At 66.4% G+C, this 26,307-nt stretch carries 21 protein-coding genes and 2 pseudogenes; 12 read left to right on the top strand and 11 right to left on the bottom strand.

Annotation, left to right across the window (positions count from 1 at the left end; genetic code table 11):
* Positions 1-79: 79 nt before the first annotated feature.
* A pseudogene (locus tag A9X01_RS29690) lies at positions 80-298 on the top strand (hypothetical protein); the annotation flags it as partial.
* Here A9X01_RS29690 and A9X01_RS31780 read toward each other — a convergent pair.
* Positions 235-5,661, bottom strand: a pseudogene (locus A9X01_RS31780) (amino acid adenylation domain-containing protein); the annotation flags it as partial. The pseudogenes A9X01_RS29690 and A9X01_RS31780 sit on opposite strands and share 64 nt — an antisense overlap.
* 38 nt (positions 5,662-5,699) lie before the next feature.
* The gene (locus tag A9X01_RS05575) at positions 5,700-5,924 is read right to left on the bottom strand and encodes an MbtH family protein (RefSeq protein ID WP_065119793.1); all 225 of its coding nucleotides are present in this window, start codon (positions 5,922-5,924) and stop codon (positions 5,700-5,702) included.
* A gap of 470 nt (positions 5,925-6,394) precedes the next feature.
* On the opposite strand from A9X01_RS05575, the gene A9X01_RS05570 reads away from it, so the two are divergent.
* On the top strand, positions 6,395-6,868 hold the full coding sequence (locus A9X01_RS05570; protein WP_253848958.1) for a DUF6632 domain-containing protein: 474 nt from the start codon (positions 6,395-6,397) through the stop codon (positions 6,866-6,868).
* Here A9X01_RS05570 and ngg read toward each other — a convergent pair.
* On the bottom strand, positions 6,786-8,597 hold the full coding sequence (ngg, locus tag A9X01_RS05565; RefSeq protein WP_065119792.1) for an N-acetylglutaminylglutamine synthetase: 1,812 nt from the start codon (positions 8,595-8,597) through the stop codon (positions 6,786-6,788). The two genes, A9X01_RS05570 and ngg, sit on opposite strands and share 83 nt — an antisense overlap.
* The gene (locus A9X01_RS05560) at positions 8,594-10,399 is read right to left on the bottom strand and encodes an N-acetylglutaminylglutamine amidotransferase (protein WP_065119791.1); all 1,806 of its coding nucleotides are present in this window, start codon (positions 10,397-10,399) and stop codon (positions 8,594-8,596) included. Before A9X01_RS05560 ends, ngg begins: the two co-directional genes overlap by 4 nt.
* Positions 10,400-10,462: 63 nt before the next feature.
* Between A9X01_RS05560 and A9X01_RS05555 the strand changes: the two genes are divergently transcribed.
* The 4 genes from A9X01_RS05555 (at position 10,463) to A9X01_RS05540 (ending at position 14,668) form a co-directional block, all read left to right on the top strand.
* The gene (locus A9X01_RS05555) at positions 10,463-11,479 is read left to right on the top strand and encodes a TIGR03617 family F420-dependent LLM class oxidoreductase (RefSeq protein ID WP_065119798.1); all 1,017 of its coding nucleotides are present in this window, start codon (positions 10,463-10,465) and stop codon (positions 11,477-11,479) included.
* Between the two features lie 50 nt (positions 11,480-11,529).
* Positions 11,530-13,086: a succinic semialdehyde dehydrogenase gene (locus tag A9X01_RS05550; protein WP_065119790.1), complete on the top strand. Its 1,557-nt coding sequence runs from the start codon at positions 11,530-11,532 to the stop codon at positions 13,084-13,086.
* A complete protein-coding gene (locus A9X01_RS05545; RefSeq protein ID WP_253848957.1) occupies positions 13,083-13,898 on the top strand; it encodes a peptidoglycan recognition protein family protein in 816 nt (271 codons plus the stop codon). The genes A9X01_RS05550 and A9X01_RS05545 overlap by 4 nt, the downstream gene beginning before the upstream one ends.
* Before the next feature lie 86 nt (positions 13,899-13,984).
* The gene (locus A9X01_RS05540) at positions 13,985-14,668 is read left to right on the top strand and encodes a VldE C-terminal domain-containing protein (RefSeq protein ID WP_065119789.1); all 684 of its coding nucleotides are present in this window, start codon (positions 13,985-13,987) and stop codon (positions 14,666-14,668) included.
* A 211-nt stretch (positions 14,669-14,879) separates the two neighbouring features.
* Here A9X01_RS05540 and A9X01_RS05535 read toward each other — a convergent pair whose 3' ends face one another.
* Positions 14,880-15,083 (bottom strand): cold-shock protein, encoded by a 204-nt coding sequence (locus A9X01_RS05535; protein ID WP_036360491.1) that lies wholly within the window; start codon positions 15,081-15,083, stop codon positions 14,880-14,882.
* A gap of 353 nt (positions 15,084-15,436) precedes the next feature.
* On the opposite strand from A9X01_RS05535, the gene A9X01_RS05530 reads away from it, so the two are divergent.
* From A9X01_RS05530 to A9X01_RS05520, 3 genes are read left to right on the top strand one after another with little or no spacing between them, the layout of a single operon-like run.
* Positions 15,437-15,964, top strand: coding sequence for a DUF5994 family protein (locus tag A9X01_RS05530; protein WP_065119788.1), 528 nt, complete (start codon positions 15,437-15,439; stop codon positions 15,962-15,964).
* A 52-nt stretch (positions 15,965-16,016) separates the two neighbouring features.
* Positions 16,017-16,388, top strand: coding sequence for a DUF3253 domain-containing protein (locus A9X01_RS05525; protein ID WP_253848955.1), 372 nt, complete (start codon positions 16,017-16,019; stop codon positions 16,386-16,388).
* A gap of 5 nt (positions 16,389-16,393) precedes the next feature.
* Entirely contained in the window at positions 16,394-16,942 is a 549-nt protein-coding gene (locus tag A9X01_RS05520) for a thioredoxin family protein (protein WP_065119787.1), read from the top strand.
* Between the two features lie 10 nt (positions 16,943-16,952).
* On the opposite strand, the gene A9X01_RS05515 is transcribed toward A9X01_RS05520, so the two are convergent.
* Positions 16,953-17,381, bottom strand: coding sequence for a response regulator (locus A9X01_RS05515; protein WP_065119786.1), 429 nt, complete (start codon positions 17,379-17,381; stop codon positions 16,953-16,955).
* Between the two features lie 226 nt (positions 17,382-17,607).
* Here A9X01_RS05515 and A9X01_RS05510 point away from each other — a divergent pair, with 226 nt between their 5' ends.
* Positions 17,608-18,492 (top strand): PNPOx family protein, encoded by an 885-nt coding sequence (locus A9X01_RS05510; RefSeq protein ID WP_065119795.1) that lies wholly within the window; start codon positions 17,608-17,610, stop codon positions 18,490-18,492.
* 145 nt (positions 18,493-18,637) lie between these two features.
* Here A9X01_RS05510 and A9X01_RS05505 read toward each other — a convergent pair whose 3' ends face one another.
* From A9X01_RS05505 to A9X01_RS05490, 4 genes are all read right to left on the bottom strand, one after another.
* Entirely contained in the window at positions 18,638-18,973 is a 336-nt protein-coding gene (locus tag A9X01_RS05505; RefSeq protein WP_065119785.1) for an STAS domain-containing protein, read from the bottom strand.
* A complete protein-coding gene (locus A9X01_RS05500) occupies positions 18,973-21,543 on the bottom strand; it encodes a SpoIIE family protein phosphatase (protein ID WP_065119784.1) in 2,571 nt (856 codons plus the stop codon). Before A9X01_RS05500 ends, A9X01_RS05505 begins: the two co-directional genes overlap by 1 nt.
* A 154-nt stretch (positions 21,544-21,697) precedes the next feature.
* Positions 21,698-22,450, bottom strand: coding sequence for an MBL fold metallo-hydrolase (locus A9X01_RS05495; RefSeq protein WP_065119783.1), 753 nt, complete (start codon positions 22,448-22,450; stop codon positions 21,698-21,700).
* A gap of 97 nt (positions 22,451-22,547) precedes the next feature.
* Positions 22,548-23,132, bottom strand: a complete 585-nt coding sequence (locus A9X01_RS05490) for a TetR/AcrR family transcriptional regulator (RefSeq protein WP_301336923.1) — start codon at positions 23,130-23,132, stop codon at positions 22,548-22,550.
* A 410-nt stretch (positions 23,133-23,542) separates the two neighbouring features.
* On the opposite strand from A9X01_RS05490, the gene A9X01_RS05485 reads away from it, so the two are divergent.
* Complete coding sequence (locus tag A9X01_RS05485) at positions 23,543-25,150, top strand: GMC family oxidoreductase (protein ID WP_065119781.1); 1,608 nt, start codon at positions 23,543-23,545, stop codon at positions 25,148-25,150.
* Here A9X01_RS05485 and A9X01_RS29685 read toward each other — a convergent pair.
* Positions 25,147-25,524, bottom strand: a complete 378-nt coding sequence (locus A9X01_RS29685) for a hypothetical protein (RefSeq protein WP_065119780.1) — start codon at positions 25,522-25,524, stop codon at positions 25,147-25,149. The two genes, A9X01_RS05485 and A9X01_RS29685, sit on opposite strands and share 4 nt — an antisense overlap.
* Positions 25,525-25,682: 158 nt before the next feature.
* Here A9X01_RS29685 and A9X01_RS05475 point away from each other — a divergent pair.
* On the top strand, positions 25,683-26,307 hold a 625-nt coding region (locus A9X01_RS05475), incomplete at its 3' end, for an adenylate/guanylate cyclase domain-containing protein (protein ID WP_216638894.1).

The raw sequence follows: 26,307 nt of genomic DNA, 5'->3' as shown, positions 1-26,307 counted from the left end.
CCACCCGTGCCGACGGCCCGACCTTCAGGCCGGAGAGTTTGTGCGCCAATCGGTTCCAGTGCACGGCCTGTTCGCGGCGACGCAATGGCACTCCTATTCATTCGACGTTTCGGTATGGGAGGTCTGGGGCACCTTGCTGTTCGGCGGCCGGCTGGTCGTCGTGCCGGAAGAGGTGGCGGGTTCGCCGACCGACTTTCACGCATTGCTGGTCTCCGAACACATCGACGTGTTGACTCAAACACCCTCCGCGGTCGGGGTATTGGCGACCGAAGGACTTGAGGCCACGGCGCTGGTGGTGCCGGAGGTGTAGATCAGGTAGGCGACGTCGCTCGCGCTCGGCGCGGGCAACGGTGTCGCGGGACAGGCCTGGATCGTGGGCTCGGCGACATCTATCACCGGCAGGGCGTATCCGTCCAGCCGGCCGGCCCATTGGGCCGTGGTGAGCGCGACCACGGCTGCCGCATCGGAGATCATGAACGCGATCCGGGACGACGGTAACGCCGGGTCGACCGGAACATACGCCGCGCCCGTCTTCAGTACTGCCGTCATCGCCACGATCGCCTCGGCGCAACGCGAGAACATCAACGCCACCCGTGCCGACGGCCCGACCTTCAGGCCGGAGAGTTTGTGCGCCAATCGGTTCGAGGCCTCGTCCAGTTCGCGGTACGTCCACGAGCGCCCGGCGCAGGTCAGGGCTACCGCGGTGGGGGTCCGTGCGACCTGAGCGGCCCAAGCCGCCGGAATGGAGATCGCGGGGGGTGCGGGTTGGGTCAGCACCGCCCGGTTTCCCCAGCGGTCCAGCCGAACGCGCTCGTCGGCATCAAGGATGTCGACCGACGACAACCGGCGGTTGGGGTAAGCCGTCACCGAATCCAGTACCGTCGCCAACCGCCGCACCAGCGCCTCGATGCTGGCTGCGTCGAAGACGTCGGTGCGGAACTCCACCGTCCCGCCGATCCCGTCGGGTTCGCCGCCCTCGCGAAAACGCTCCATTAGCGAGAAAGCCAGATCCATGCGGGCGGTGTGCGTTTCGACGGGAACCGGGCTGACGTCGAGGTCACCCAATGCAAGCTTCGGCGGAATGTTGTTCTGCCAGGCCAGCATTACCTGCACCAGCGGGTGATGAGTCAACGAGCGGGCCGGATTGAGGCGCTCGACCAGCACCTCGAACGGCACGTCCTGGTTTTCGTAGGCGGCCAGACTGCGCGCTCGCACCCGGTTCAGCAGTTCGGCGAAGGTCGGATCTCCGGTGAGGTCGACGCGTAGCACCAGCGTGTTGACGAAGAACCCGACCGCGCCATCGAGTGCCGGGTCACCACGACCGGCGATGGGAAAGCCGATCGGAACATCGGTGGTGCCGGCGAGTCGCGACAGCAGCAACGCCAGCGCGGCCTGCACCAGCATGAAATTGGTCACGCCGTGGGCGTGGGCAACCGTGTGTATCCGCTGCTGCAAATCGGCCGGGTAGTCCACCCCGATCTTGTCGCCGCGATGGTCGGCAACCAAAGGATAAGGACGGTCGGTCGGCAGGTCCAGATGGGGCGCAAGCGCGGCCAGCGCGTCTTGCCAATATTCCAGTTGGGCCGCCAGCGCCCCGCCGCGGTCGTCCGGATCACCGAGGCTGGCCTGCTGCCACAGCGTGTAATCGGCGTATTGCAAGGCGGGTTCGGCCCAGTCCGGGGCTCGTCCAGCACAACGGCTGACATACGCCGTCCCGAGGTCGGCGGCCAGCACACCCACCGACCAGCCGTCTCCGGCGATGTGGTGCACCACCATCGCGAGCACGTGCTCGCGGTTGCCGGTCCGGAAAAGCGTCGCTCGCAAAGGAATTTCAGTCCCCAGCTCGAAACTGCGCCGCGCTGTCGCAGCGATCGCCTGCTCCTGCCGGTCCGCCGGCCAGTCCGCGGCATCCAAGGCCTGCCAACCGAAGTCGGCACGCTGGGTGGCAAGCACAACCTGTTGCGGTACGCCGTCGACCGCGGGGAACACCGTGCGCAGGCTTTCGTGCCGGGCTATCACGTCGGTCAGCGCCGCACGCAGTGCGCCGGTGTCGAGGTCCCCGCTCAACCGCAGGGCCACCGCCATGTTGTAAACCGGTGCGGGCCCCCCGAATTGATCGATGATCCACAATCGTTTCTGGGCGAATGACAGCGGTATCACCGCGGGCCGTTCGGCGGCGGTCAGCGGCAGCGGGCGTCGTCCGCCCGTTGCGATCCGCGGCACCAACTGGGTGATCGCCGGTGCGTCGAACAACGTACGGACCGTGACCGCGGCACCCAGGGCGGCGTTGATCGCGGCCGTGACCCGCATGGCCATCAGTGAATCCCCGCCCAGGTCGAAGAACGACTCGTCGGCCCCGACCCGCGGCAGGCCCAGCACGTGCGCATAGATGCCGGCGATGATTTCTTCGGTGGGAGTAGCCGGGGCACGGTAGTTTTCGCCGTCCTGGTACTGCGGTGCCGGCAGCGCGTCGGTGTCGAGCTTGCCGTTGACCGTCAGTGGTAACGCGTCCACCACGACGACGGCGGGCACCAAATAGGAGGGCAGGCGTTCGGCGAGGTCCGCGCGCGCCTTGGCGGGTTCGACGGCACCGGAAGCCGTCGGGGTGACGTAACCGACCAGGCGCTTGTCGCCGGGGCGGTCCTCCCGGGCGACCACGACCGCCTGCTTGACCCCGTCCAGGGCGCCCAGCGCCGCCTGCACCTCCCCCAATTCGATGCGGTAGCCCCGGATTTTGACCTGTTCGTCGGCCCGGCCGACGTAATTGAGCTGTCCGTCGGGACGCCAGCACACCAGATCCCCGGTGCGGTACATCCGCCCGCCTGGTGCCTTTGAGCCGCCGAACGGACAGGCCACAAACCGCGACGCCGTCAATCCGCCTCGGCGTAGATACCCGTATCCGACCGCGGCACCGGCCACGTAAAGTTCGCCCACCACTCCGGGCGGTACCGGACGCAGCCACTCGTCCAGGACGAACAGCGCCGCACCATCGACCGGTGACCCGATCGGCACCGCCCCCACCCCGGCGGTCAACGGCGCGCTCAAAGCGACATAGATCGTCGTTTCGGTCGGTCCGTAAGCGTTGACCAGTACCCGGCCCGGTGCCCAGCGATCCACCACCTCGGCCGGACACGGTTCACCGCCCATCAGTACCGCAACCGATTCCAGCTGCTCGGGCGCCAAAAGGCCGACCGCAGAAGGTGTCTGCGTCAGCACATTGACATCCTCGGATAACAGCAGGTCCGCGAATGCCGGCGGCGAGGACGCCACCGATTCGGGTACGACGACCAGCCTGCCGCCGCGCAGCAGGGCTCCCCAGATTTCCCACACCGAGAAGTCGAAAACGTACGAATGCCACTGCGACCACACCTGTTCGGCCGCCGGGGGCAACCCGACGTCCAGCGACATGATCAGCTGAGTGAGGTTGTGATGGGAAATGGCAACGCCTTTGGGCACCCCCGTGGTGCCGGAGGTGTAAATGATGTAGGCGATCTCGTCGGCGAACGGCACCGGCAGGGACGTCTTCGGGCATGCATCCAGGCGCGTGCCTTCCGCGTCGATCACCGTCAGCTCGTATCCGGCAAGCCGACCGGCCAGACCCGGACCGGTGACCGCGGCGACCGGCGCTGCATCACCGATCATGAATTGCACCCGCGCCTCGGGCAGGCCCGGATCAAGGGGCAAGTAGGCCGCACCCGTCTTCAGGATCGCCAGGATGGCAACGACGGCCTGCACCGAACGCTCCACCAACAGGGCCACACACGTTCCGGGACCGGCCCCGCAGCGGGCGAGCAAGTGCGACAGACGATTCGCGGCTTCCTCGATCTCGAGGTAGGTCCATGGGCGGCCACCGCAGGTGACCGCAACGGCCGCAGGGCGATGGGACACCTGGTTGGCCCATACCGCCGGAATCGATTCCGCCGCTGGTGTTGGGCTGGTCAGCGCGGCCCGGTTGCCCCACCGCGCGAGCCGCTCATGCTCGGCGGCGTCGAGCAGATCGATCGACGAGAGCCGCCGGCCCGGATCCGCGGTGGCGGCGGTCAGCACCGTCGCAAGCCGCACGACCAGTGTTTCGATGGTGGTCGCGTCGAACACGTCGGTGCGAAACTCCACCCGCCCACCGATGCCGCCCAGCTCACCGGTATCCGTGACGCGCTCTACCAGGGAGAGCGCCAAATCCATGCGGGCGGTGTGGGTGTCGACCGGTATGGGCGTGATCTGCAGGTCCCCCGCGACCAGGCCGGTGGTCGGGTCATTGTTCTGCCAGTTCAGCATCACCTGGATCAATGGATGATGGGTGCGCGAACGGGGTGGGTTGAGCCGGTCGACGAGCACCTCGAAGGGCACGTCCTGATGCTCGTAGGCGGCGAGACTGCGGGCCCGCACCTGGGCGAGCAGCTCGGCGAAGGTCGGATCGCCGGACAGGTCGACCCGCAGCACCAGGGTGTTGACGAAGAAGCCCACCAGCGCGTCGAGCGCGGCGTCGCTACGACCGGCGATCGGGAACCCCACCGCCACATCGGGACTGGCACTCAGCCGGGACAGCAGTAGGGCAAGGGCTGCCTGCACCACCATGAAGCTGGTCGCGTTGTGGGCGCGGCCGAGGTCACGGATGCGCCGCTGCAGGTCCGCGGGCCACTCCACGACGATCTGGTCGCCGTGATGGTCGGCAACCGCCGGGTACGGGCGATCGGTCGGCAACTCGAGGCGTTGCGGCATCGCCGCGAGCGCGGTTTCCCAGTACCGCACCTGAGCGGCCAGCGGGCTGCTCTGATCGGTCAGATCGCCGAGGTTTTCCCGCTGCCACAGCGTGTAATCGATGTATTGCACCGGTAAGTCGGTCCAGTCCGGAGGCTGCCCCGCACCCCGGCTGGTGAAGGCGACGATGACATCACCGGCCAGCACGCCGATCGACCAGCCGTCCCCGGCAATATGGTGAACGACGACAACCAATACGTGCTCTTCCGCGCTGACCTTGAAAAGGGTTGCGCGAAAGGGTATTTCGGTTGCCAGGTCGAAGCAGCCGCGGGCCGTCTCCTCGATGGCCGGCTTGAGGTCGTCGGCCGACCATCCCGTTGCGTCGATCACCCGCCAGCCGAGGTCGGCCCTGGCCAGCGGAATCACCACCTGGCGGGGCACACCTTCGACGGCCGAGAACACGGTGCGCAGGCTTTCGTGGCGCCCCACCACATCTTTCACCGCCGATGCCAGGGCTTCGGTGTCGAGCCGCCCCCGTAACCGCAGCGCCACCGCACGGTTGTAAACCGGTGAGGCCCCCTGAAGTTGGTCGATGAACCACAGCCGGCTCTGCGCGAACGACAGCGGCACCACCGCCGGTCGTGGCACCGCACGCAACGGCTTGAGGCGACCCGAATCCCCCGCGATGCGGGCGGCCAGTTGCGCGACCGTTGGCGCGTCGAACAAGGCGCCCACCCGCAGATCCGCGCCCAGGGTGGCGTTGACCGCCACGATCACCCGCATCGCCGACAGGGAATCCCCGCCCAGGTCGAAGAAGGAATCGTCGACGCCGACCAACCGGTGTGACTCGACACCGAGCACCTGGGCGAATATGTCCGCCAGGACCTTTTCGATGGAGCCGGTACGGCTGCTCGCGTCCTCTGGTTCCGGCGATGCCCCGGTATCGGGTTCACCTCGCAGCGTTGTCATGGTGCCGCCAAAACCCCCGGACGGCCGAGAACTCAGGCGCCCGTATCCTGTGCCAATCTGTCCCGCAGGCTCTTGGGCCGGATATCAGTCCAGTTCTGCTCGACGTATTCCAGGCAGGCCGCCCGATCCGCCTCGCCATAAACCACCCGCCAACCGGCCGGAATATCGGCGAATGTCGGCCAAAGGCTGTGCTGCTCCTCGTCGTTGATCAACACGAAGAAGCGCCCGTTGTCGTCATCGAACGGATTGTTACTCACTCGTACTCCTAACCACCCAGCTAGATGGGTCAAGCGCAAGACCAGCGAGCGCGGAACCGTCATGCGATCACGGACCGGCGTCGTCAACATAGCATCGGTGACCTGCACTTCGGCACCAAACCAAGCCCCCGAATAGTCCGTAACGCGTACCCGATCAGCGAATCTCACGGCAGACGTTCATGTCACGGTGTTGCGCGTCGACCTCCCCATTCCGTCCGCCCGGCGGGTGGCCGGGCGATATACCCAGGCTGCGTGCCGGAACTTGCGACTTGCTCGCGAAGTGTTTGCGAAATTCTTGCGTCCGCACGACCGGCGCCATGCCCAGACCGCGAAAGCGCTTGATCCCTTCGGAGTTTCGCTTCCGCCGCGTAGCGAAGTCCGGCGCTGCCGGACCGCCTTGATTTCGATACTCCAAAATGCCGCGATTTGCGCGGATAATCCTGGCTGTCAGCACAAATGAGGAGTGCACCATGTCCACTACCGCCGCGCCCGCCAAACCCTACAAACTTCTGCAACTGGCACTCGTGCTGTTCGGTGCGGTGATGCTGCTCGTCTACCCGCTTGCGGTGATCTGGCCGTCGGGCTGGGCCTGGCACCCCGGGCCACCGCACCACTCGGACTACTTCATGATGATCGTCGGCGTGTACGCCACCCTCGGGGTGTTTCTGATCAACGCAGCGCGCAACCCGGCGAGCCATCTGAGCCTGATCTGGTTCGCGGTGTGGTCCAGCCTGGTGCACGCGGTGATCATGGCGGTCGAGTCGTTCCACGGCGACCACCAGCTGGGGCACCTGTGGGGTGACGTCGCGGCGCTGCTACTGGTGTCCGCCGTCCTGGCGGCACTGGTCCAGGCTTCCGGTCTCAGTGGGACTCGGAAGTCACCGACTCCTCGGGAGTCCAGGCCGGCGGTTGCCCCGGGCGACCGGGAAACAGGTAATCGATGAAAGCCGCTGCCGTGGGCTGTGGTTCGTGATTGGCCAGCCCCGGCCGCTCGTTGGCTTCAATGAACACATACTCGGTGCCGGTGATGTCGGGCACCAATAGATCGATGCCGGTAACCGGGATGCCGATCGCCTCGGCGGCGGCCACCGCAACCCGGCACAGTTCCGGGTTCACCTGTGCGGTGACGTCGTGGATCGTCCCACCCTGGTGCAGATTGGCGGTGTGCCGGACGCGCAGCCTGGTTCCCTGTGGCAGCACATCGTCCAGACCCCAACCCGATTCGGCGACGGTCGCCTCGGTGATCTCGTCGATCGGTATCCGCGACTCGCCGCCGGTGGCCGCTGAACGGCGGCGGCTCTCGGACGCGATCAGGTCCCGGATGCTGTGCTCCCCTGTGCCGATGACTTCCGGCGGCATCCGCAACGCCGCGGCGACGACCCGGCCGTCGATCACCACCAGGCGCAGATCGTCACCCTTCATTCGCTGCTCGATCAGCACTTCGGGGTGCTGTTCCCGGGCCCGCGCCAGGGCGGCCGCCAGTTCGCCGGGGCCGTTCTCGGCGGTGACCCCGACGGTGATGCCCTTGCCCTGCTCTCCGCGGGTGGGTTTGACAACGACCTCACCCACCTCGGTCAGGAATTCGTAGTCGGCATCGTCGAAGGTGGCCAGCCGGGCGCGGGCCACGTTGATGCCGACATCGGCGACGAGGCGTCGCGTCAGACGCTTGTCGTCGCAGCGGCACATCGCCACCGCAGACGTGAACTCCGACAGCGACTCCCGGGTGATCACGGTGCGCCCGCCATGGGAAAGGCGTATCTCGCCGGTCTCGGCGTCGAGCACCTCCACCCAGATGCCGCGGCGCAGGGCCTCGTCGGCGATGATCCGGGCGTAGGGGTTGAGGTCGTCGATGGTCTCCGGCGGCGGGGTGAACAGCGGCTCGTTGATCGCGTTCTTGCGCTTGATCGCCAGCACCGGCACACGACGGAAGCCCAGCTTTTCGTAAAGGCCGATGGCTGCGGCATTGTCGTGCGCGACGGACAGATCCATGTAGGCGCGGCCCTTGCGGCGGAAGTGGTCGGCCAGCGCGCGGGTCAGCGCTTCACCCAGCCCGGGCAGCCCGGCCGCCGGGTCCACCGCCAGGCTCCACAAGCTGGACCCCTCCTCCGGATCGGAAAACAGGATCTCGTGGTCGATACCGGTGACCGTGCCCACCACCGCGCCGTCGTCGTCACGCACCGCAACCAGGTACGTCAGCGCTTCCACGTGCTGGTGGTTGTGCCAGATCGTCTCGACCGGCGCCGGGACCATTCCGCAGCGGACGTAGACGCGATTCATCGCGTCGGCCTCGCTCTCATCGCGCAGCGAGCGCACCGTGGCGGCGGGCGGCGACGGGACGGCCTCGTCCTCGGTGCCGGTGAAACGGAGGCGATAGGTGTGGCTGGGATCGATGAAAAGCTCGGCCGAGGCGCCGGCGACCACGACGTGGGACTCGCGAGCGTAGATGCAGATGTCGCGCCGGCCGACCGCCTCTTGCCGCAACACCTCGGCCAGCGTGTCGGAGTCGGCGAAGGTCTGACCGAAAATGATTCGGCCCCAACCTAATTCGAGTGTGACATTCTTCTTCATGGCGGCCACCAGGTCCGGCGGCGACGCGTCGTGCAGAGCCAGCGTGATGGCTTCGGTGTGTTCCTCGTGTTCCTCGTGTTCCGGCGCGGGATCGTGGCTGCTCATGCGGCGGCACCCGTGACGCCGTGCTGCTGCAGCCACATCTCGAGTAGCGCGATCTGCCAGAGCTCGTTGCCGCGCAGCGGGGTCAACCTCCGGTTCGGGTCGGCCAGCAGCGCCTCGACCGCGTCGGCGCGAAACAGGCCGCGCTCCTTGGCCACCGGTGCGTAGAGGGCGTCGCGGACCATCTCGAGATAGGGCCCTTCGAGGTGGGTAAGCGCGGGAACCGGGAAGTAGCCCTTGGGGCGATCGATCACCGCGGACGGGATGACCCGGCGGGCAGCCTGTTTCAGCACACCCTTGCCGTCGTGGGCGATCTTCAACTCCGGCGGACAGGTCGCCGCCAGCTCGACCAACTCGTGGTCGAGGAACGGCACCCGGCCTTCCAAACCCCAGGCCATGGTCATGTTGTCCACTCGCTTCACCGGATCGTCGACCAGCATCACCGTGGTGTCGAGCCGCAGCGCCCGGTCGATGCCGGTATCGGCATGCGCCCTGGCGAAATGTTCGGCCACGAATCGCTCGCTGGGATCGTCGGGTGCGACCATCTCCGGCGTCAGCAACGCGCGCACGCCCGCCGCGTCGCGGTCGAAGAAGGCCTTGCGGTAGGTCGCCACGGCGCCCTCGAGGTTGCCGGCGGCCGGGCCGCCCATCGGCGGGTACCAGTGGTAACCGGCAAATACCTCGTCGGCGCCCTGACCGGACTGCACGACCTTCACGTGCCGTGCCACTTCCTGACTGAGCAGGTAGAACGCCACACAGTCGTGACTGACCATCGGCTCGCTCATCGCGCCGATCGCGCCCGCAAGCGCGGGCAGCATCCGCTCGGTTCCGATCCGGATCTGGTGGTGATTGGTGTCGAAACGCTCGGCCACGATGTCGGACCACTTGAATTCGTCACCCTCGACGCCGCCCGCCGACTCGAAGCCGATGGAGAAGGTGGACAGGCCGTGCTGGCCGGCCTCGGCGAGCAGGCCGACGATCAGGCTGGAGTCCACGCCCCCGGACAGCAGGCAGCCGACCGGCACATCGGCGACCAAACGCCGCTTCACGGCAGTGCGCAGGGACTCCAGCACCGCGTCTTCCCAGTCTGTTTCCGACCAGTCGGAGCGGTCGGTGCGCCGGGTGAAGTCAGGCGTCCAGTAGGTGGTGCTGTTGCGCCGACCGTCGGGTTCGATCGCGAGCAGCGAGGCCGGCGGAATTTTGCGGACCCCCCGCAAAATGGTTAGCGGAGCCGGCACCACCGAGTGGAACGTCATGTAGTGGTGCAGCGCGACCTGGTCGATCCGGGTGTCCACGCCGCCACCCGCCAGCAACGCCGGCAGCGAGGACGCGAACCGGATCCGGTGCGCGTCCTCGGTCAGGTACAGGGGCTTGATGCCCAGCCGGTCGCGGCCCAGCAGCACCCGGCCGGTGTCCCGCTCGGCGATGGCGAAAGCGAACATGCCCATCAGGTGGCTGACGAAGTCGTCGCCCCACCGGTGATAGGCCTTCAGCAGCACCTCGCTGTCGCTGTGCGAGAAGAACCGGTAGCCGTGTCCTTCGAGCTCGGACCGCAGCTCCTTGTAGTTGTAGATGCACCCGTTCCAGGCGATCGTCAGGCCCAGCTCGGCGTCCACCATCGGCTGAGCACCCGCCTCGGACAGGTCGATGATGCTGAGGCGGCGATGCCCCAGCGCTACCCGGCCCTGGGACCAGGCACCCGCCCCGTCGGGTCCCCGGGGCGACAGCACGGCAGCCATCGCTGCCACTGCTGCCACATCGGGCACCTGGCCATCAAGTCGCACTTCACCAGCGGCTCCACACACAATTTCGACGATACGGGGGTCGCCGCGGAGATGCGCGCGGTGGGCGAGATGTACCGTTCGAACGTGCAGGTAGACCTGATGACCGTCCCTCAGCCCTTGGCGCGGATCGGCGATGTCGCAACGCGTGCGCAGGCCGCCGGATTCTCCGGTCTGCTGTTCACCGAAACCGGGCGTACCGCCTACCTCAACGCCGCCGTGGCCGCCACGGCGGCACCGGGCCTGGCCCTGTCCACCGGCGTCGCGGTCGCCTTCCCGCGCAGTCCGTTCGTGACCGCGGCCACCGCGTGGGAGCTGCAGGAGGCGAGCAACGGCAACTTCCGGCTGGGCCTCGGCACGCAGGTACGCACCCACGTCGTGCGGCGCTACGGGATGCCGTTCGAGCGTCCCGGTCCGCGGCTGCGGGACTACGTGCGCGCCGTCAAGGCCTGCTTCACCGCGTTCCGCACGGGCAAACTCGACCACCACGGCGAGTTCTATCAACTGGACTTCATCACTCCGCAGTGGAGCGCCGGGCCGATCGAGGCGCCCGACCCCAAGGTCGACGTTGCGGCGGTCAACCCGTGGATGTTGCGCATGGCCGGCGAAGTCGCCGACGGGGTACACGTGCATCCACTCGGCGAACCCGGGTATCTGGCACGCCACGTCGTCCCGAACGTCGCCGCCGGGGCCGAGAAGTCGGGCCGCCCGGCGTCCGACGTCGCGGTCATCGTGCCGGTCATGACGATCGTCGGCGACACCGACGAAGAGCGCCACAAGGAGCGGGAATTGGTGCGCTCCAGCCTCAGCTTCTACGCGAGCACACCCAATTACGCGTTCATCCTGGACGAGGCCGGATTCGAGGGCACCACCGCCCGCCTCCGCGAGCGGCAGAAGGCCGGCGATTTCGCGGGGATGGCCGCCCAGATCAGCGACGACCACATCGCCACCTTCGCCACCGAATCGACCTGGGACGGCCTGGCGGAGGCGCTGGTCGCCAAGTACGCGGGCACCGCCACCCGGCTCGTGCTCTACAACGCGCTGGGCGATTCGGAGCGTTTCGAGCGGTACGGCGAGATCGCGCGACGCATATCCGCCGGCTGAACGGCTATACGCTGAGGGCAAATGCCTGTGCTTCTCCGAGAGGTGGCGAAATGCCTGCACCTACCGCCGAGGTCTTCGATCGCCTGCGTCAACTCGCCGCGATCAAGGACGTCTCCGAGCGCCCGACCAAGACGATCGACGAGGTCTTCACGGGCAAACCGCTGACCACGATCCCGATCGGGACGGCCGACGACGTCGCGGCGGCGTTCGCCGAGGCCCGGGCGGCGCAGACCGAATGGGCCAAACGCCCGGTCGCCGAGCGGATCGAGGTCATCAGCCGGTACCGCGACCTGGTCATCGAGAACCGCGACTTCCTGATGGATCTGCTACAGGCCGAGGCCGGCAAGGCCCGGTGGGCGGCGCAGGAGGAAATCGTCGACCTGATGGCGAACGCGAACTACTACGTGCGGGTCGCCGGCGACCTGCTCAAGCCCCAGCAGGTGCAGTCGCTGCTGCCGGCCATCGGCAAGACGACGGTCTGCTACCAGCCCAAGGGCGTGGTTGGCGTGATCTCACCGTGGAATTATCCAATGACCCTGACGGCGTCGGATTCGGTGCCAGCGTTGCTGGCCGGCAACGCGGTGGTCCTGAAGCCGGACAGCCAGACTCCGTACTGTGCGTTGGCTTGTGCGGAGCTGTTGTACAAAGCCGGCCTGCCGCGGGCGCTGTACGCGATCGTGCCGGGTCCCGGCTCGGTGGTGGGTACCGCGATCACCGAGAACTGCGACTATCTGATGTTCACCGGCTCGTCGCAGACCGGCAGCCATCTTGCCGAGCAGGCGGGGCGCCGGCTGATCGGATTCTCTGCCGAACTCGGCGGGAAGAACGCCATGATTGTGACGCGCGGGGCCAACCTCGGCAAGGCCGCCAAGGCCGCCACCCGCGCCTGCTTCTCCAACGCCGGCCAGCTGTGCATCTCCATTGAGCGGATCTACGTGGAGAAGGACGTCGCCGACGACTTCATCGGCAAGTTCGGCGAAGCCGTGCGCAACATGAAGCTGGGCACCTCCTACGACTTCTCGGTCGACATGGGCAGCATGATCTCCAAGGATCAGCTGGACACCGTCACCGATCACGTGAACGACGCAACATCGAAGGGCGCCACGGTGATTGCGGGCGGCAGGCCGCGACCCGACGTCGGCCCGCTGTTCTACGAGCCGACCGTGCTGACCGACGTCACGCCCGAAATGGAATGCGCCGCCAACGAGACGTTCGGGCCGCTGGTCTCGATCTACCCGGTCGCCGACGTGGACGAGGCCGTCGAGAAGGCCAACGACACCGAGTACGGCCTCAATGCCAGCGTGTGGGCCGGCTCATCTGCGGAGGGCGAGGACATCGCCGCCCGGCTGCGCTCGGGAACGGTGAACGTGAACGAGGGCTACGCCTTCGCCTGGGGCAGTCTCAGCGCGCCGATGGGTGGCATGGGTATCTCCGGGGTCGGCCGCAGGCACGGTCCCGAAGGCCTGCTGAAATACACCGAGTCCCAGACCATCGCCACCGCGCGGGTGTTCAATCTCGATCCGCCGCTGGGGCTTCCGTCGACGCTCTGGCAGAAGTCGCTGCTGCCGATTGTGCGCACCGTGATGAAGCTGCCCGGCCGGAAGTGAGCCGGTCGGCGGAGCATCGCGATGGGGTCAGCCGGCGGCGGCTGCTGAAACTGGTGGGCGGCGGCGCGCTGACCGGCATCGCCAGCACGGCCCTCGCCGGCTGCGCGACCGCACATCCGAGCCTCGGTCCAAGCACGACCACTGGCGCCGGCCCCTCACCCACGGCACCCACCAGCGCGACGCCTGCTTCACCGCCTGTACCGGCCCCGGCGCCGGCCGAGACCTCGGCAGCGCTACTGTGCCGGGACGCCTGGGGAGCCCGGCCGGCACGATCGGGCGGCACACCGCACACCATCACCCGGTTGACACTGCACCACTCGGGCGTCGTGCTGGGCGACAACCGCAACGCGCCCGGCCGGCTGCGTCAGCACCAGCGCTACCACCAGGACCAGCAGGGGTGGATCGACATCGCGTATCACGCCAGCGTCGACCGTAACGGCAACATCTACGAGCTACGGGCCACGGAGTTGGTGGGCGACACGGCTACGGACTACGACCCGACCGGCCACTTCCTCGTGCTGTGCGAGGGCGATTTCGACACCGAAACCGTGTCCGAAGCACAACTGCGCGGGACCGCCATCGTATTCGCATGGGCCGCACAAAGATTCGGCGTTTCCACGGAAACCCTGGCCAGCCACCGCGACTTCGCACCGAGCACTTCGTGCCCCGGCGCGAACCTGTATGCCCACCTCACGTCGGGCAGCCTGAAGCGGCGCATCGATGGCCTACTGGCCGCCGGTCCGGTGGATCTGCGACGGAGTTGCGGCGCACCCGCCGCCGAGGTCGTCGCCGCAATCGAAGCCGGCCACTGACCGTAGTGCCGCCGGGCGCAGAAAAAACCTGCGGGACAACCGTCAAACACTGCCACATTGGCCCCATCTGACACTAGAGTGCTTGCGTGGGCAAAGTCGCGTCGACCCAGACTTGGGGACGCGTGCTGGCAATCGTGGCCTCGCTGGTGCTCTCGGCCGGCATGATCTACGCCCAAGGCATCAAACCCAAGACGCCGTGCTGCACCGAAACCCCCACAGCCGCGCGGCCGACCAGCCAGGAGAGCAGCACACCGGCGCCCAACGGACCGCAGATCGCCAGTGCCGCCGAGGCGGCGATGCTGGCGGGCAACGCACCCCTGGCGGCCCAGGACTTCCAGATAGCACTGCCAACGGGCGTCGCACCGGAGTCGGGGCTGCAGATCAAGACCATCTGGGCCGCCCGCGCCATCAGCGTGCTTTTCCCGGAGATCAAAACGATTGGCGGGTTCCGGCAGGACGCCCTGCGGTGGCACCCCAACGGGTTGGCGATCGACGTGATGATCCCCGACCACGCCAGCCCGGAGGGCATCGCACTGGGCGACCAGATCGCCGGATTGGCGCTGGCCAATGCCAAGCGCTGGGGAATCGACCACGTCATCTGGCGGCAGAAGATCTACCTCGGCATCCGCTCGGGGAGTTGGACCGCTGACCTGGGCAACGAAACCCTCAACCACTACGATCATGTCCACATCGCCACCAACGGCGGTGGTTACCCGACCGGGCGTGAAACGTACTTCATCGGGTCGATGACGCCGGCGCCGCCGGACTGATCGACCTCGCCGGGCACTCGCGTCGTTGCTGATCCGTCGACAACCGGACCGTACCCTGATCGCTTACCCGGCAGCATTTTTCGTCTGCGCCCACCCGACGTGGGCGAAATCTATTGGTTCACAGCGAGTTCGGTGAACGCGAATTCGCGACTGCAAATGAAATGGGCTGACAGGACGCATCCTGCCAGCCCACCCGTGCCAACACGTCAAGCTAGATGGTGGTAACTCCCATGGCTTGGGGCCCCTTCGCGCCTTGGCCGACCTCGAACTGAACCCGCTGGTTCTCCTCGAGTGACCGGTAGCCGCTGCCGCTGATTTCCGAGTAGTGCACGAACACGTCCTCGGCGCCGCCGTCGGGAGCGATAAAGCCGAAGCCCTTATCGCTGTTAAACCATTTCACAGTTCCCTGTGTCATACCTTCAACTTCTCTCATTCAAATGGATGTACCAAAAACATCCTGCCCGAGGGTATCACGCGCGCGCCCGCCCACCCCAGGTCTAGCTGTTTTGGTCACAGAAACGCATTGAGCGACAATTTATTTCACTTCGCCCCGGCCGCTTCGCCCTTGTTTCGGGCGGCCGGCGTGTATCGTCGGAGACAACACGCGCAGCCCGGCACTGGTGCCCGTCGCAGACACTTTCGTCTGTCGATCCGCACACCGGACGTTGGGTCGGCGCGAACGGAGGATCTTGTGGCAGAACGGTTTTCGGTGCGTCTGCGCCCGTTCCCCTGGACCCCTTCCCCCGCTGTCGAGCGGATTACGACATCATGAACCGAGCCGTACGCACTCGTCGCCTGGCCAGCCCGGTCCGCGTTGCGCTGACCAGGGACCTCGCCGGACCACTGGACGGTGCCTGGTGGCCGCATACAGCGTCGATCGCCGACGAACTTCCCGAGTTGATAGGTGCCCTCTCCCCTCGTCTGGGGGAAATTCGTGCCATTTCCATCAACTGGTCTTCGTTGGAGGGTCCGCCGGACCTCGACGCACTGAACCACGTCACCAGGATGGCTGCCACCAGGGTGGTCGGTCACCAGCGTCTGATGACGATCTCTGGAGCCCAAGCTTCAGCGGGTCTCCTCGTGGTGCCGTGCCGGACCTCTACCGCGCTTGCTGTTGCCGTCATGCGCCGGGCGGCGGGCCTTCCAGTGCTGCCTGCCGAAGCCGACCGGCGCGAATTCCAGACGGCGGATGAGATTGTGTGTGCCGCCCGTGCGGAATGCGCGCTCTGGTTCCAGCAATTAGGCGTGCCCACCAGGGCGCCGGTCGGTGACTCACACCCTGCCGTGATCGTCTGAATGCCCGCGTCGTCCCGAATGCGAGAAGCTTCGCCGGCCGAGCGGATTGCTCTTGACTGAAGACAGGACGCGCCGGTTGCACGCCGAACTGACGCGAGTCGCTGATGACGGCGGTCCAGGCGCCGACGACGCCGAAATCGCCTTGGGCAGTGGACAGATCACACAGCGACTGAGGTCGTCGATCCTCGCCCTGGCCCGGAACCGCGGGCCGGACAGCAGCATCTGCCCGTCCGATGCCGCCCGCGCGATCGGCGGCCAGACGTGGCGTGACCTGATGCCCGACGCTCGTGAACTGGCGCGGGAGCTGGCGGCAGCCGGTCACGTGGTGATCACCCAGCGCGGTGAGACCCTCGACCCCGACGCGCAGTGGACCGGTCCCATCCGGATCACGACTCGGCACAGCCCAGACGCGGACGTACGCTGACACCCATGGCCATCGAATCGACGATGCTTCCGCTGGGCACCACCGCGCCGCCCTTCACGCTCCCGAATCCCGCCACGGGCACCACGGTCAGCCTGGACGACCTGACCGGCCCGGCCCTGGTCGTGACGTTCATCTGTAACCACTGCCCGTACGTCCAGCACGTGGCGGCGGCGCTGGCCGAACTCGGCCGAGACCTCGCCGATCAAGGTGTCCCGATGGTCGCCATTTCCAGCAACGACGTGGTGACCTACCCGCAGGACGGGCCCGAGCAGATGGTGGCGGAGGCACAGCGGCAGGGCTGGACGTTCCCTTACCTCTACGACGAGACGCAGGACGTCGCCCGCGCCTTCTCCGCGGCGTGCACGCCCGACACGTTCGTCTTCGACGCAAAGCGTCGGCTCGTCTACCGCGGCCAGCTCGACGATTCCCGCCCGAAGAACGGTCTGCCGGTGACCGCGACCGACGTCCGCTCGGCGGTGGAGGCCGTCCTCGCTGGGCGGCCGGTCGATCCCGATCAGCGGCCGTCGATCGGGTGCGGCATCAAGTGGCGCTGAGCGTCGCCGGTCAGTTGTGCGGCGGTAACCGCACCACCTCAACGAAGAATTCGTCGATCCGCCGAACGGCGTCGAGGTACTGGTCGAGGTCGACCGGCTTGGTGACATAGGCATTGGCGTGCAGTTCGTAACTGCGCGTGATGTCTTCCTGAGCGGATGACGTGGTCAGTACGACGACCGGGATGTGCTGCAGGTCCGGATCGAATTTGACCGTTTGCAAGACGTGCTGACCGTTGTATTTGGGCAGGTTGAGGTCGAGCAGGATCAGGTCCGGACGCGGGGCGCTGCCGTGGCTTCCGCGCCGGTAGAGGAAGTCCAGCCCCTCGGCGCCGTCGCGCGCCACGTGCAGCGTGCCGGCGATCCGGTGATGCTCAAAGGCTTCCCGGGTGATCAACTCATCCCCGGCGTCGTCTTCGATGAGAAGCACGTCGATCGGCATCCGCACACCTTTCCGCGAGTTGGCCGGCGAAGTCCACTAAGCCTGCCGTTCGAATGTCGCCATAGGTGCTGATGCTCAACATCGACAGCTTCCCGGGTACTCATCCCTACCGCGAGTACCCGGCTCACCATAACGGTTTGCCGCAAGCCGCGCCGAAGGTGGGAATGCGGATCCCGCCGGCAACGTTGCCGGGTGGGCTTGGGTGCGCCGGCGGAAGGACTTCGAGATGGCCGCAACCGGATTCCACGAGGGTGAGCTGGCGGCGCAGCGGCGGGCCGGTGTCGAAACCCAAGCCCTGCGGCTGGAGGGAATGCTCGGCCACGCGTCGCTGTCGTCGGGTGCTGCCAAGTTCCTCGCTCAGCAGACGTTTGCGGTGATGACGGCGCGTGACGGCGAAGGGCTTTTGTGGACTTCACCGCTGACCGCGGCCGCGGGATTCCTCCAGGGCCGCGGCGACGTGCTGCACGTCGGCAGCGCGTTCCGCGACGGCGACCCGCTGAGCGGGATCCTTGCCGGCCAGCAGGTTGGCATGCTCGCCATCGACTTCGCCACCCGACGACGGATGCGGATCAACGGTGTCCTCGCCGCCGCCGATGCTGCGGGACTGGTTGTGCAAGTCGACCAGGCGTTTGGCAACTGCCCGCAGTACATTCACCCTCGCACCGTCGACGTGCCGATACTCGAGGCGGCCCCGACGGCAGGCGCGCGGCACGAGACATCGTTGAGCGAGGCCGACCGCGTGCTTATCACTGCAGCGGACACCTTCTTCCTGGGCACCACCCACCCCACCCGCGGCAACGACGCATCGCATCGGGGCGGGCCGCGCGGCTTTGTCCGCGTCGACTCCCCCGACCGGTTGTGGTGGCCGGACTACCCCGGCAACAACATGTTCAACAGCTTCGGGAATCTCGCAGTAGACGACGAAGCCGCGATGTTGTTCGTCGATTTCGAAAGCGGGGCCTCGTTGCACGTCTCGGGGCGGGCACAGGTGCAGTGGACCAACCCCGATACAGATGGCGCTGACGGCGCGGCACGCGGAGTTCGCTTCTGGGTTGATTCCGTTGTCGCGCTGGGCACTTCGGCGGTCAAGCGGGCGGAGCGGTCCAGCTGACCAGGGTCACACCGCTGGGACGTCCTCGGCGCACCTGTCGGCCGGAATCCGGAAAGCACTGTGCCATCAGGAAATAGCCTCCGGCCCCGGCCCTGCACGTAGGGGTAGACGAAAAGCCGGTATTCGTCGACCAAGCGGGCGGCGATCACGCCTGCGCTTGTTCGTCCTCGGGCTGCGCGGGTTCGACGTGGACCAGCTTGTTCAACCCGCTCATGGTCAGAACGGAGATTAGCAGCGGGTGCGCGATGAGTTGAATGTGGTCGGCGCGATTGAACAGCGCATTGATGGCGGCGCTGTCGAGATACTCGACCTCGCTGAGATCGACGGTGAGCCGTTCGCCGCTGCCGGCGGCCTCGGTGGCGGCGGTCCCGAGTGCTTGGTCGAACGCGTCGATATTGCTCAGGTCGATCTCGCCCAGTGCGGTCAGCACCAGCCTTCCGTCCTCTGAACGCGCACTTTCCAGGGTGAGAGCCGTGGGCATCAGTTGATCCTCGTCGCCAAACGCACCGTGGTTCCGGCGGTTTCGGGTTCGATGGCGACGTCATGCATGAGGCCACGCATCAGGGTGATACCCCTGCCGCGGCTGGGGTAACTTGCAGGGTCCGGCGGCTTCCAGGTTCCAGTGTCCGTGATGGTCAGTTCCACGTGATCGTCGAGTGCGGTCGCATCCAGGGTAATCGAACCGCCCGGATAGTGGCGATGTCCGTGTTCGATCGCATTTGAAACAGCCTCGCCCGCTGCGATCAGCACCTTCATGGTCTGGTCCGGGGTCACCTGCGCTTTGGCCAACCACCTCCGCAGGGCGGTCCGGGTCGGCGCAAGGTGGTCCGGGTGGGCGGGGAAATGCAATTCCAACGGCGCGGGATGGCGATAAAGCATCAAGACCACGTCGTCTTGGTAGCCCTCGGTGGGCGCAACCCTGGACATGACCTGATCCGCGAGAAGCTCCAGCGCGGCGGCCCGGCCAGCATGAACGACGCCCGCGACGTTGTAGATGCCTTGTTCGATCGCGGTGCGGCGTCGCTCGACCAACCCGTCCGTATAGAGCGCGAGGGTGGAGCGCGCCGACATCGATATCCGGGCTTCGGGTCGCGACCAGTCGGTCCGCATTCCTAACACCAGGGAGTGGCCGCCGTCGAGCAGTTGGGTGGTGCCGTCGGCGTGGACCAGGATCGGCGGCGGGTGCCCGGCGCTGGAATACACCAGTTCGCCCGTGTCGGGATTGAGCACCACGCACACCGCGGTGGTGCACTGAGCGCCGGGCAGGCGGGCGGCGAAGCGGTCCATCCCGGCGAGCACGGCGCTGGGGCTCGAATGGTCGAACAACAGCGCCCGGCAGGCGCTGCGCACCTGCCCCATCACGGTGGCGGCCGACAGGCCGTGACCGACACAGTCGCCGACCACCAGAGCGATGCGTCCGTCCTCCAGGTCGACGACGTCGTACCAGTCACCACCGACCTGCAGCGGCGGGCTGGCGGCCTGATAACGCACCGCGAAGCCGGACGGTAACTCGGAGGGACCCAGGATCGCGTGCTGCAGTGCCAGGGCGGTTTCGCGTTGCTGGTCAACCTGGTGCACGCGTTGCAGACCCTGGCCGAGACGACCGGCCAGCACCGTCAGCAGCGTCTGGTCTTCCAGGGTGAACAGCCGCTGTGCCGGCAGGTCGATCCACACGACCAGCACACCGTCGGGATGCTGCAGCGCGATGCCCGCCGTGCCGGGTTCCGTGGCCGTCACGGTCAGCAGGTCGCCGTCGCGCAGCGCGCCGAGCGTTGTCTGCGTTTGCTCCGGCAGGTCATCCCACTCCGCCGCTTCACCGACCGAAACCACCAGTGGTGCCGACGCCAGGGCCCGCACGGAAGGATTGCGAGTCGGGAACGTGACCGCCAGAACCCTGCGGGCCCGCCAGAGACGGCGCAGCTCCTCGGCAGCGGCGTGGACCGCATCGTCGACGGTGTCGGCCTGGGCCAGCTCCTGGTTGAGCGCATGTTCGCGGCCGGCCGCCAGCGCCAGCGCGATCGCCGCGTGCCGGGCGAAATCGCTGACCAGCTGCAGATAGTCGTTGTTGAACGGGGACTGCTGCGGTTGACGCGCGACCGCGATCACGCCCAGGACCGCGTCGTTCGCGATCAGCGGCATGACGATCGCCGAGCGTTCGCCGACGTCGGTGAATCCCTCGATCGGGTACTGGAAGGAATCCGTGATGAGCGGAAGGCCGCGACGCGCGACGCCACCCGTCGTAGAGCCGGCCATCGGGACCTGCCGGCCGATCACCTCGGACGAGTACCGCCCGGCGGTCGCGGCGACGACGAGGGTGTCAACCTCGTCGGCAGGCATATTCGGCTCTTGCGGGACCAGCAGGATGGCCTGTTCGGCTTCGGCTAGCTCCAATGCCCGGTTCACGATCAACTGCAACGGCCTGGTTTGCGGGTCACCCGACAGCAGGGCGGTAGTGATCTCCCGACTCGCATTGGTCCATTTGGACGCTTCGCGTTCGCGAGCGAAGAGCCGAGCGTTGTCGATGGCGGCCGCCGCCGCCGTGGCCAACGCCCGCACCGCGTTTTCGTGAATCTCGGAGAACGTGTGCCCGGGGCGGTCGTCGCTGAGGTAGAGGTTGCCGAAGTCGACTCCCCGCACCGAGATCGGTATCCCCAGCAGCGCCCGCATCCCGGGGACGTGCGCGAGTAGCCGGGTTGCTTCCGGGAGGTCGTTCAGGTTGTCGACGCGCATGCCGCTGGCTACCGGCAAATCGGCCAGCCGCCGGGCCGCGCTGTCGTCCATGCCCTCATGGACGAAGGACACCAGGGTGCCGTCGGATCCTCTTATGCCGAGCGCGCCGTATTGCGCACCGGCCAGCTCCATCGCCGCCCTCACCACACGACCCAGCGTCACGTCCAGATCCAGGTCGGAGCCGATCTCGACGATGACCCTCAGCAGGTGTTCCAGCTGGTCGCGCGCAGCGAGCAGCACATCGATCTGTTCATGGATTTCGCTCGGCAGCTTGCGCTCCCCTTGCCAGGTGAATGCGGATTCATCCCGGTCTTTGTCCATAGATAAGAACCTAATCGGTTGGGTTGGCCTTCCTGCGTTTGGACGCGCTGCGCCACACCCGTGAGAAGCTCCGGCGAGAAAGCGGTTGATCCAGCGACCAGCAGGCTCTCCGGCCGGTATCTGCGGGCGTACCCGAAATCGGGCTCTTGAAACGTCAGTGCGGTCCGCGGCGCGCCGCGATATCGGTCGCGTCGGCGATGCCCCCGGTCCATACCGCCCCGTGTCCGGTCAGCACGATCTTTGCGGCGGTCGACCTCAGCGCGGTAAGGGATTCGAGTGCCTGAGCGCTGTCGGCCGTCGCTGCTCCGGACACGATCTGCGGGCCTGCCCCACCCGTGTAGGGGTCCAACGTCACCAGGGCGTCGCCGGTGATCACCGCGTCTCGGTCCGGGAAGTACAGCGCGGTGTGGCCGAAGGTGTGCCCCGGGGTGAACACCGGCACCGGCTTTCCCGGCACGTCGAGGGGCCGCGCGGTGTCGAATACGTGCACGTCGTCGATGCCCTTGGTGGCAAGTGCCCCGGCCAGCGTCATGCTGGCGATGATCGGCAACGACTTCGGATGGGTCAGCGGCACCGCCAGGCGATTTCGTTCGTGCTGGTATCGCAGCGGGTGAGCGGCCAATTCTTTCTCATCGCTGTGCGTCCACACCGGCAGACGCCATTCCTTCTGGATTGCAGCGGCGGCGCCGACGTGATCGAAATGCGCGTGGGTGAGCACCACCGCGGCGATCTGGTCCGGCTGCGCACCGATTTCGTTCAGCAATCGGCCCAGGTGTGGCCACACACCTGGGAGACCGGCGTCGATCAGGGTGTACTCACCGCGTTCGCCCTCCACCACATACAGGTTGACGTGTGCATGCTCGATGCGATGGATGCCTTCCGCAGCGTTTCGGTGCAGCGTCGCCATGTTGAATCACTCCCCGGAGCAGAACTCGAACGTCTGCAGTACCCGGTTGCGCGCCAAAGAATCACGTCAACAAATCACACTGTAATTCGATGCCCCGTCATTGCACGGGAGATACAAGCCCGTCGACGGTCCGCTTGGCCGCTGCCAGCACCTTCTTCTGCGCCGCTGGATCTGGCATCGCCCGCGAAACGGACACGGCCCCGACGAGCAGCGCGACGATGCTCCACGCCCGGCGCTCGCGGTCCGCCCGCGTTCCATCAAGGAGCTCGGCGATCCGGGCGGCCAGTGCGCCGATTTTGCGCTCGTAGGCTTGCTGGGCCGCTTCGCCCGCCCGGGCCACATCCGCGCTCAGGGCCGGCATCACACAACCGTCTTCCGGCGCCTCAACGTGGGCGAGGGTCAGGTAGTTCGCCAGAAAGCTCTTCAGCTGCTTACGCCGCTCGGCATCGGTGCCCGACTCAGTAGCGGAGAGAAACGGCTCCCCCACCCCGGCCTCGACGACCGCCTCGAGCATCGATTCCTTGTTGGCGAAGTTGGAGTAGAACGCACCGGAGGTCACCTCGGCGGCGGCGGCAAGGCCATCCACGCCCACTCCGTTGAACCCGGCAACTTTCATCGACCGCATGCCGGCCCGAAGGAGCGAATCACGCGCCTTCGCCTTCTGATCCGGTGGGTATCTCACGTCTTCCTCAACTGCGGCTGGGGTGTTCTTTCCGGCAAGTCTACCGCTGTAGCATAACCATCGCTATTTCACGCCCTGCTCAGCTGGTGAACCGCTGTCGATGTTCTGGGAACCTCTTGGCAAAAGAGTTAACACCTTGCTGCGTGCAACGCACCGGCGACGCATCGCCCGTGTGATTCGGCCACCCGCACCATGCGGATCGCCGCCTGAGCTACATTGGCTATCAATACGTTTCGCCCAGGGACTCGACGCATCTCGCATCTGATTGAGCCAGGTTTGTGGTGCGTTATCGCGCCGTCTGGCAAAGGTATTGGGGCAATTGGACCGCCTTGCTGCTCTGCGTCCACTCACGTACGGTTCGTTCCACAACGACCGTTATGTCGTGACCCGCAGACAGGAGCAAATACCGCATGGCAGAGCCAAGGGGCATATTGGCCGGCGAGCTGCGCTATGACTTCATCGTTTGCGGGTCAGGCACCGCGGGTTCTGTGGTAGCGGGCCGCCTCGCCGAATGCCCCGGCGTCCGAGTGCTACTGCTGGAAGCCGGCGGCAGTGACGTCTCGCCAACCGTGGCGATGGCCAGGCAGTGGCCGCTGAATCTCGCCACGGCGCTGGACTGGAACTTCCACACGATGCCCAGCAATTCGGTCAACGGTCGATCCCTGCAGATGTCGATGGGTCGGGGACTCGGTGGGGGTTCGAGCATCAACGCCATGATCTGGTCCCGCGGGCACCGTTCCGACTGGGACCATTTCGCCGAGGAGTCCGGCGATCGGGCGTGGAGCTATGAGTCCGTGTTGGACATCTACCGGCGGGTCGAGGATTGGCAGGGCGCCCCTGAGCCGCGTTACCGCGGCTCAGGGGGTCGCATCTTCGTCCAGTCCGCGCCCAATCCCCATCCGATCGCCTACGCGATGCTGGACAGCACCAAGTCCCTTGACCTTCCGATATTCGACAGTCCCAATGCCGAGATGATGGAGCGTCCGGGTGGGGCTGCCATCACGGACCTGCTCGTGCGCGGCGACGTCAGGAAGTCGATCGCACGCGCCTACTTGATGCCGCAGCTCGGTCGTCCTCAGCTCACCGTGTTGACCGATGCGACAGTGACGCGGATGACGACGGTGGGCACCTGCGTCACCGGGGTGGAGTTCTTGCACGGCGGTGACCTGTACCGCGCCGAGGCCGGGCGTGAGGTGGTGTTGTCCCTGGGTTCGGTGCACACACCAAAGTTGTTGATGCAGTCTGGTATTGGCGATCAAGCCCAGCTTCACCAGCACGGCATACCCGTCGTCGCGCACCTGCCCGGAGTCGGGCAGAACTTGCAGGACCACGTCAGATTCGATTGCGTCTGGGAGTCCGAGGAGGCCATCACCCCGCACAACAACGGTGTCGAAGCAACCTACTTCTGGCGTAGCGACCCGGGACTGGACTGCCCCGACATACAGACGTGCCAAGCGCAATTCCCGACCTCCTCGAGCGTCGAGAACACCAAGCGGTTCCCGCTACCGCAGGCCGGCTGGAATCTGTCTCCCGCACTCGTTCAGCCCAAGAGCCGCGGCGAGATCCGACTGACCGGACCAAATCCGCAGGACCCCGTCGAGATTCATGCCCGGCTGCTGTCGCATCCCGATGATGTCGAAGCGGCGGTCACGGCCATCGAACTCGCCAGAGCCATCGGCAATTCCGCCGAACTACGGCCGTTCACCAAACGAGAAGTGATGCCCGGTCCGCTCAAGGGCGTCGACATGCGGCGCTTCGTGCGCGACGCCGCATCGACCTGCTGGAACCCGTCCGGCACCGCCAAGATGGGCCGAGATCCCTTGGCAGTTGTCGACGGAAGCCTGAAAGTGTATGGCGTGGAACGCCTCCGGGTAGCCGATGCGTCGGTCTTACCTCGTATCACCAGCGGTGGCACCCAGGCGCCCTGCGTGATCGTCGGTGAGCGCGCGGTGGAATGCCTGCGTCGCGAATACGGCCTTTCGGCACCCGCGCAGCACCGCGCATACGCCTTCAGCTAGTCGTCGTTTTTCTTGTCCTTCTTGTCTTTCTTGTCCTTCTTGTCTTTCTCGTCTTTCTTGTCCTCCTCGTCGTCGTCGGAGTCGTCCTCGTCGTCGTCGGAGTCGTCCTCGTCGTCCTGGTCGTCAGAGTCGTCCTCGCCGTCGGAGCCGTCCTCGTCGTCAGAGTCCTTGTCGTCGGAGTCCTTCGAGTCACTGGACCCCCCGGATTCCTCGGCCTTGTCCGCGAATTTATTCAGCAACTTAGCCAGGGCGCGAGCCTCATCGGGTGCCAGCAAATCTTCGAACACCTTGTCGTCGCTCTCCGAGATGCGCTCGACGTACACCGCGTCGTCGGCCACCCCGACGTCCCACCGGCCACCCTCTTGACGAGCCATTCCACGCCGCCTTTCGCCTAGTTATCCGATTGCCAAGCTGTCGCACGGGTTGTTTACCCAATTTCACCTCGCGTTATGACTGCGATCACTCGACGCCAATTCCCTCGGCCGCAAAATTGACCGGTGCCTTCGCGCGCCGGGAGTGACAGGATATTGACGTGGACGAGCGCGATGTCCCTCGCCGGGACGGTCACGGCCGCAAGCAAGCCGCAGCTATCGATGCGCTGCTGGATCGCGCGGTGGCGGCAATCGACAGCGGCGATCGAGCGGCGGCCACCGCTCTGGCGGGGCAGGTGCTGGCCGCCGACGAAGGTAATGCCGACGCCGAGGAGTTGCTGGCGGCCCCGGCCCAGGGCGGTGAGATCCGCCGGTTGACAATACTTTTCGTCGATCTGGTGGACTCCACCGCGTTGTCGACCACCATCGAACCAGAAACGTATCGCCTAGTGGTCGGCCGGTACCGCGAGCACGTGCTGACGACTGTGAATCGCTTCGGAGGCCACATTGGCTCGACCCACGGCGACGGGTTACTGGCCGTTTTCGGGCACCCGGTTGCGCACGAAGACGACATGCGCCGAGCCGTGCTCGCCGGCCTGGAGATCAATCGCGCGGTGGCCAAGCTGAGCGCCCAGGTCAGGGCGCGCTTCGGGTTCGAAGTGCGAGCGCGGGTGGGCGTGCACCGCGGTGTCGTCTATCTGGATACAACCCAGGCCGACGTGTATGGACTCGGCGCCAATCTTGCGGCCAGGGTGTGCAGCCTGGCCCCCCCTGGCGGCGTCGTGA

Origin of the sequence: Mycobacterium asiaticum, assembly GCF_001668675.1 — a bacterium.
In the GTDB taxonomy this organism is placed as follows: domain Bacteria; phylum Actinomycetota; class Actinomycetes; order Mycobacteriales; family Mycobacteriaceae; genus Mycobacterium; species Mycobacterium asiaticum_D.
The sequence above is the reverse complement of the archived record's forward strand: the minus strand, read 5'-3'. Positions and strand labels throughout refer to the sequence as shown.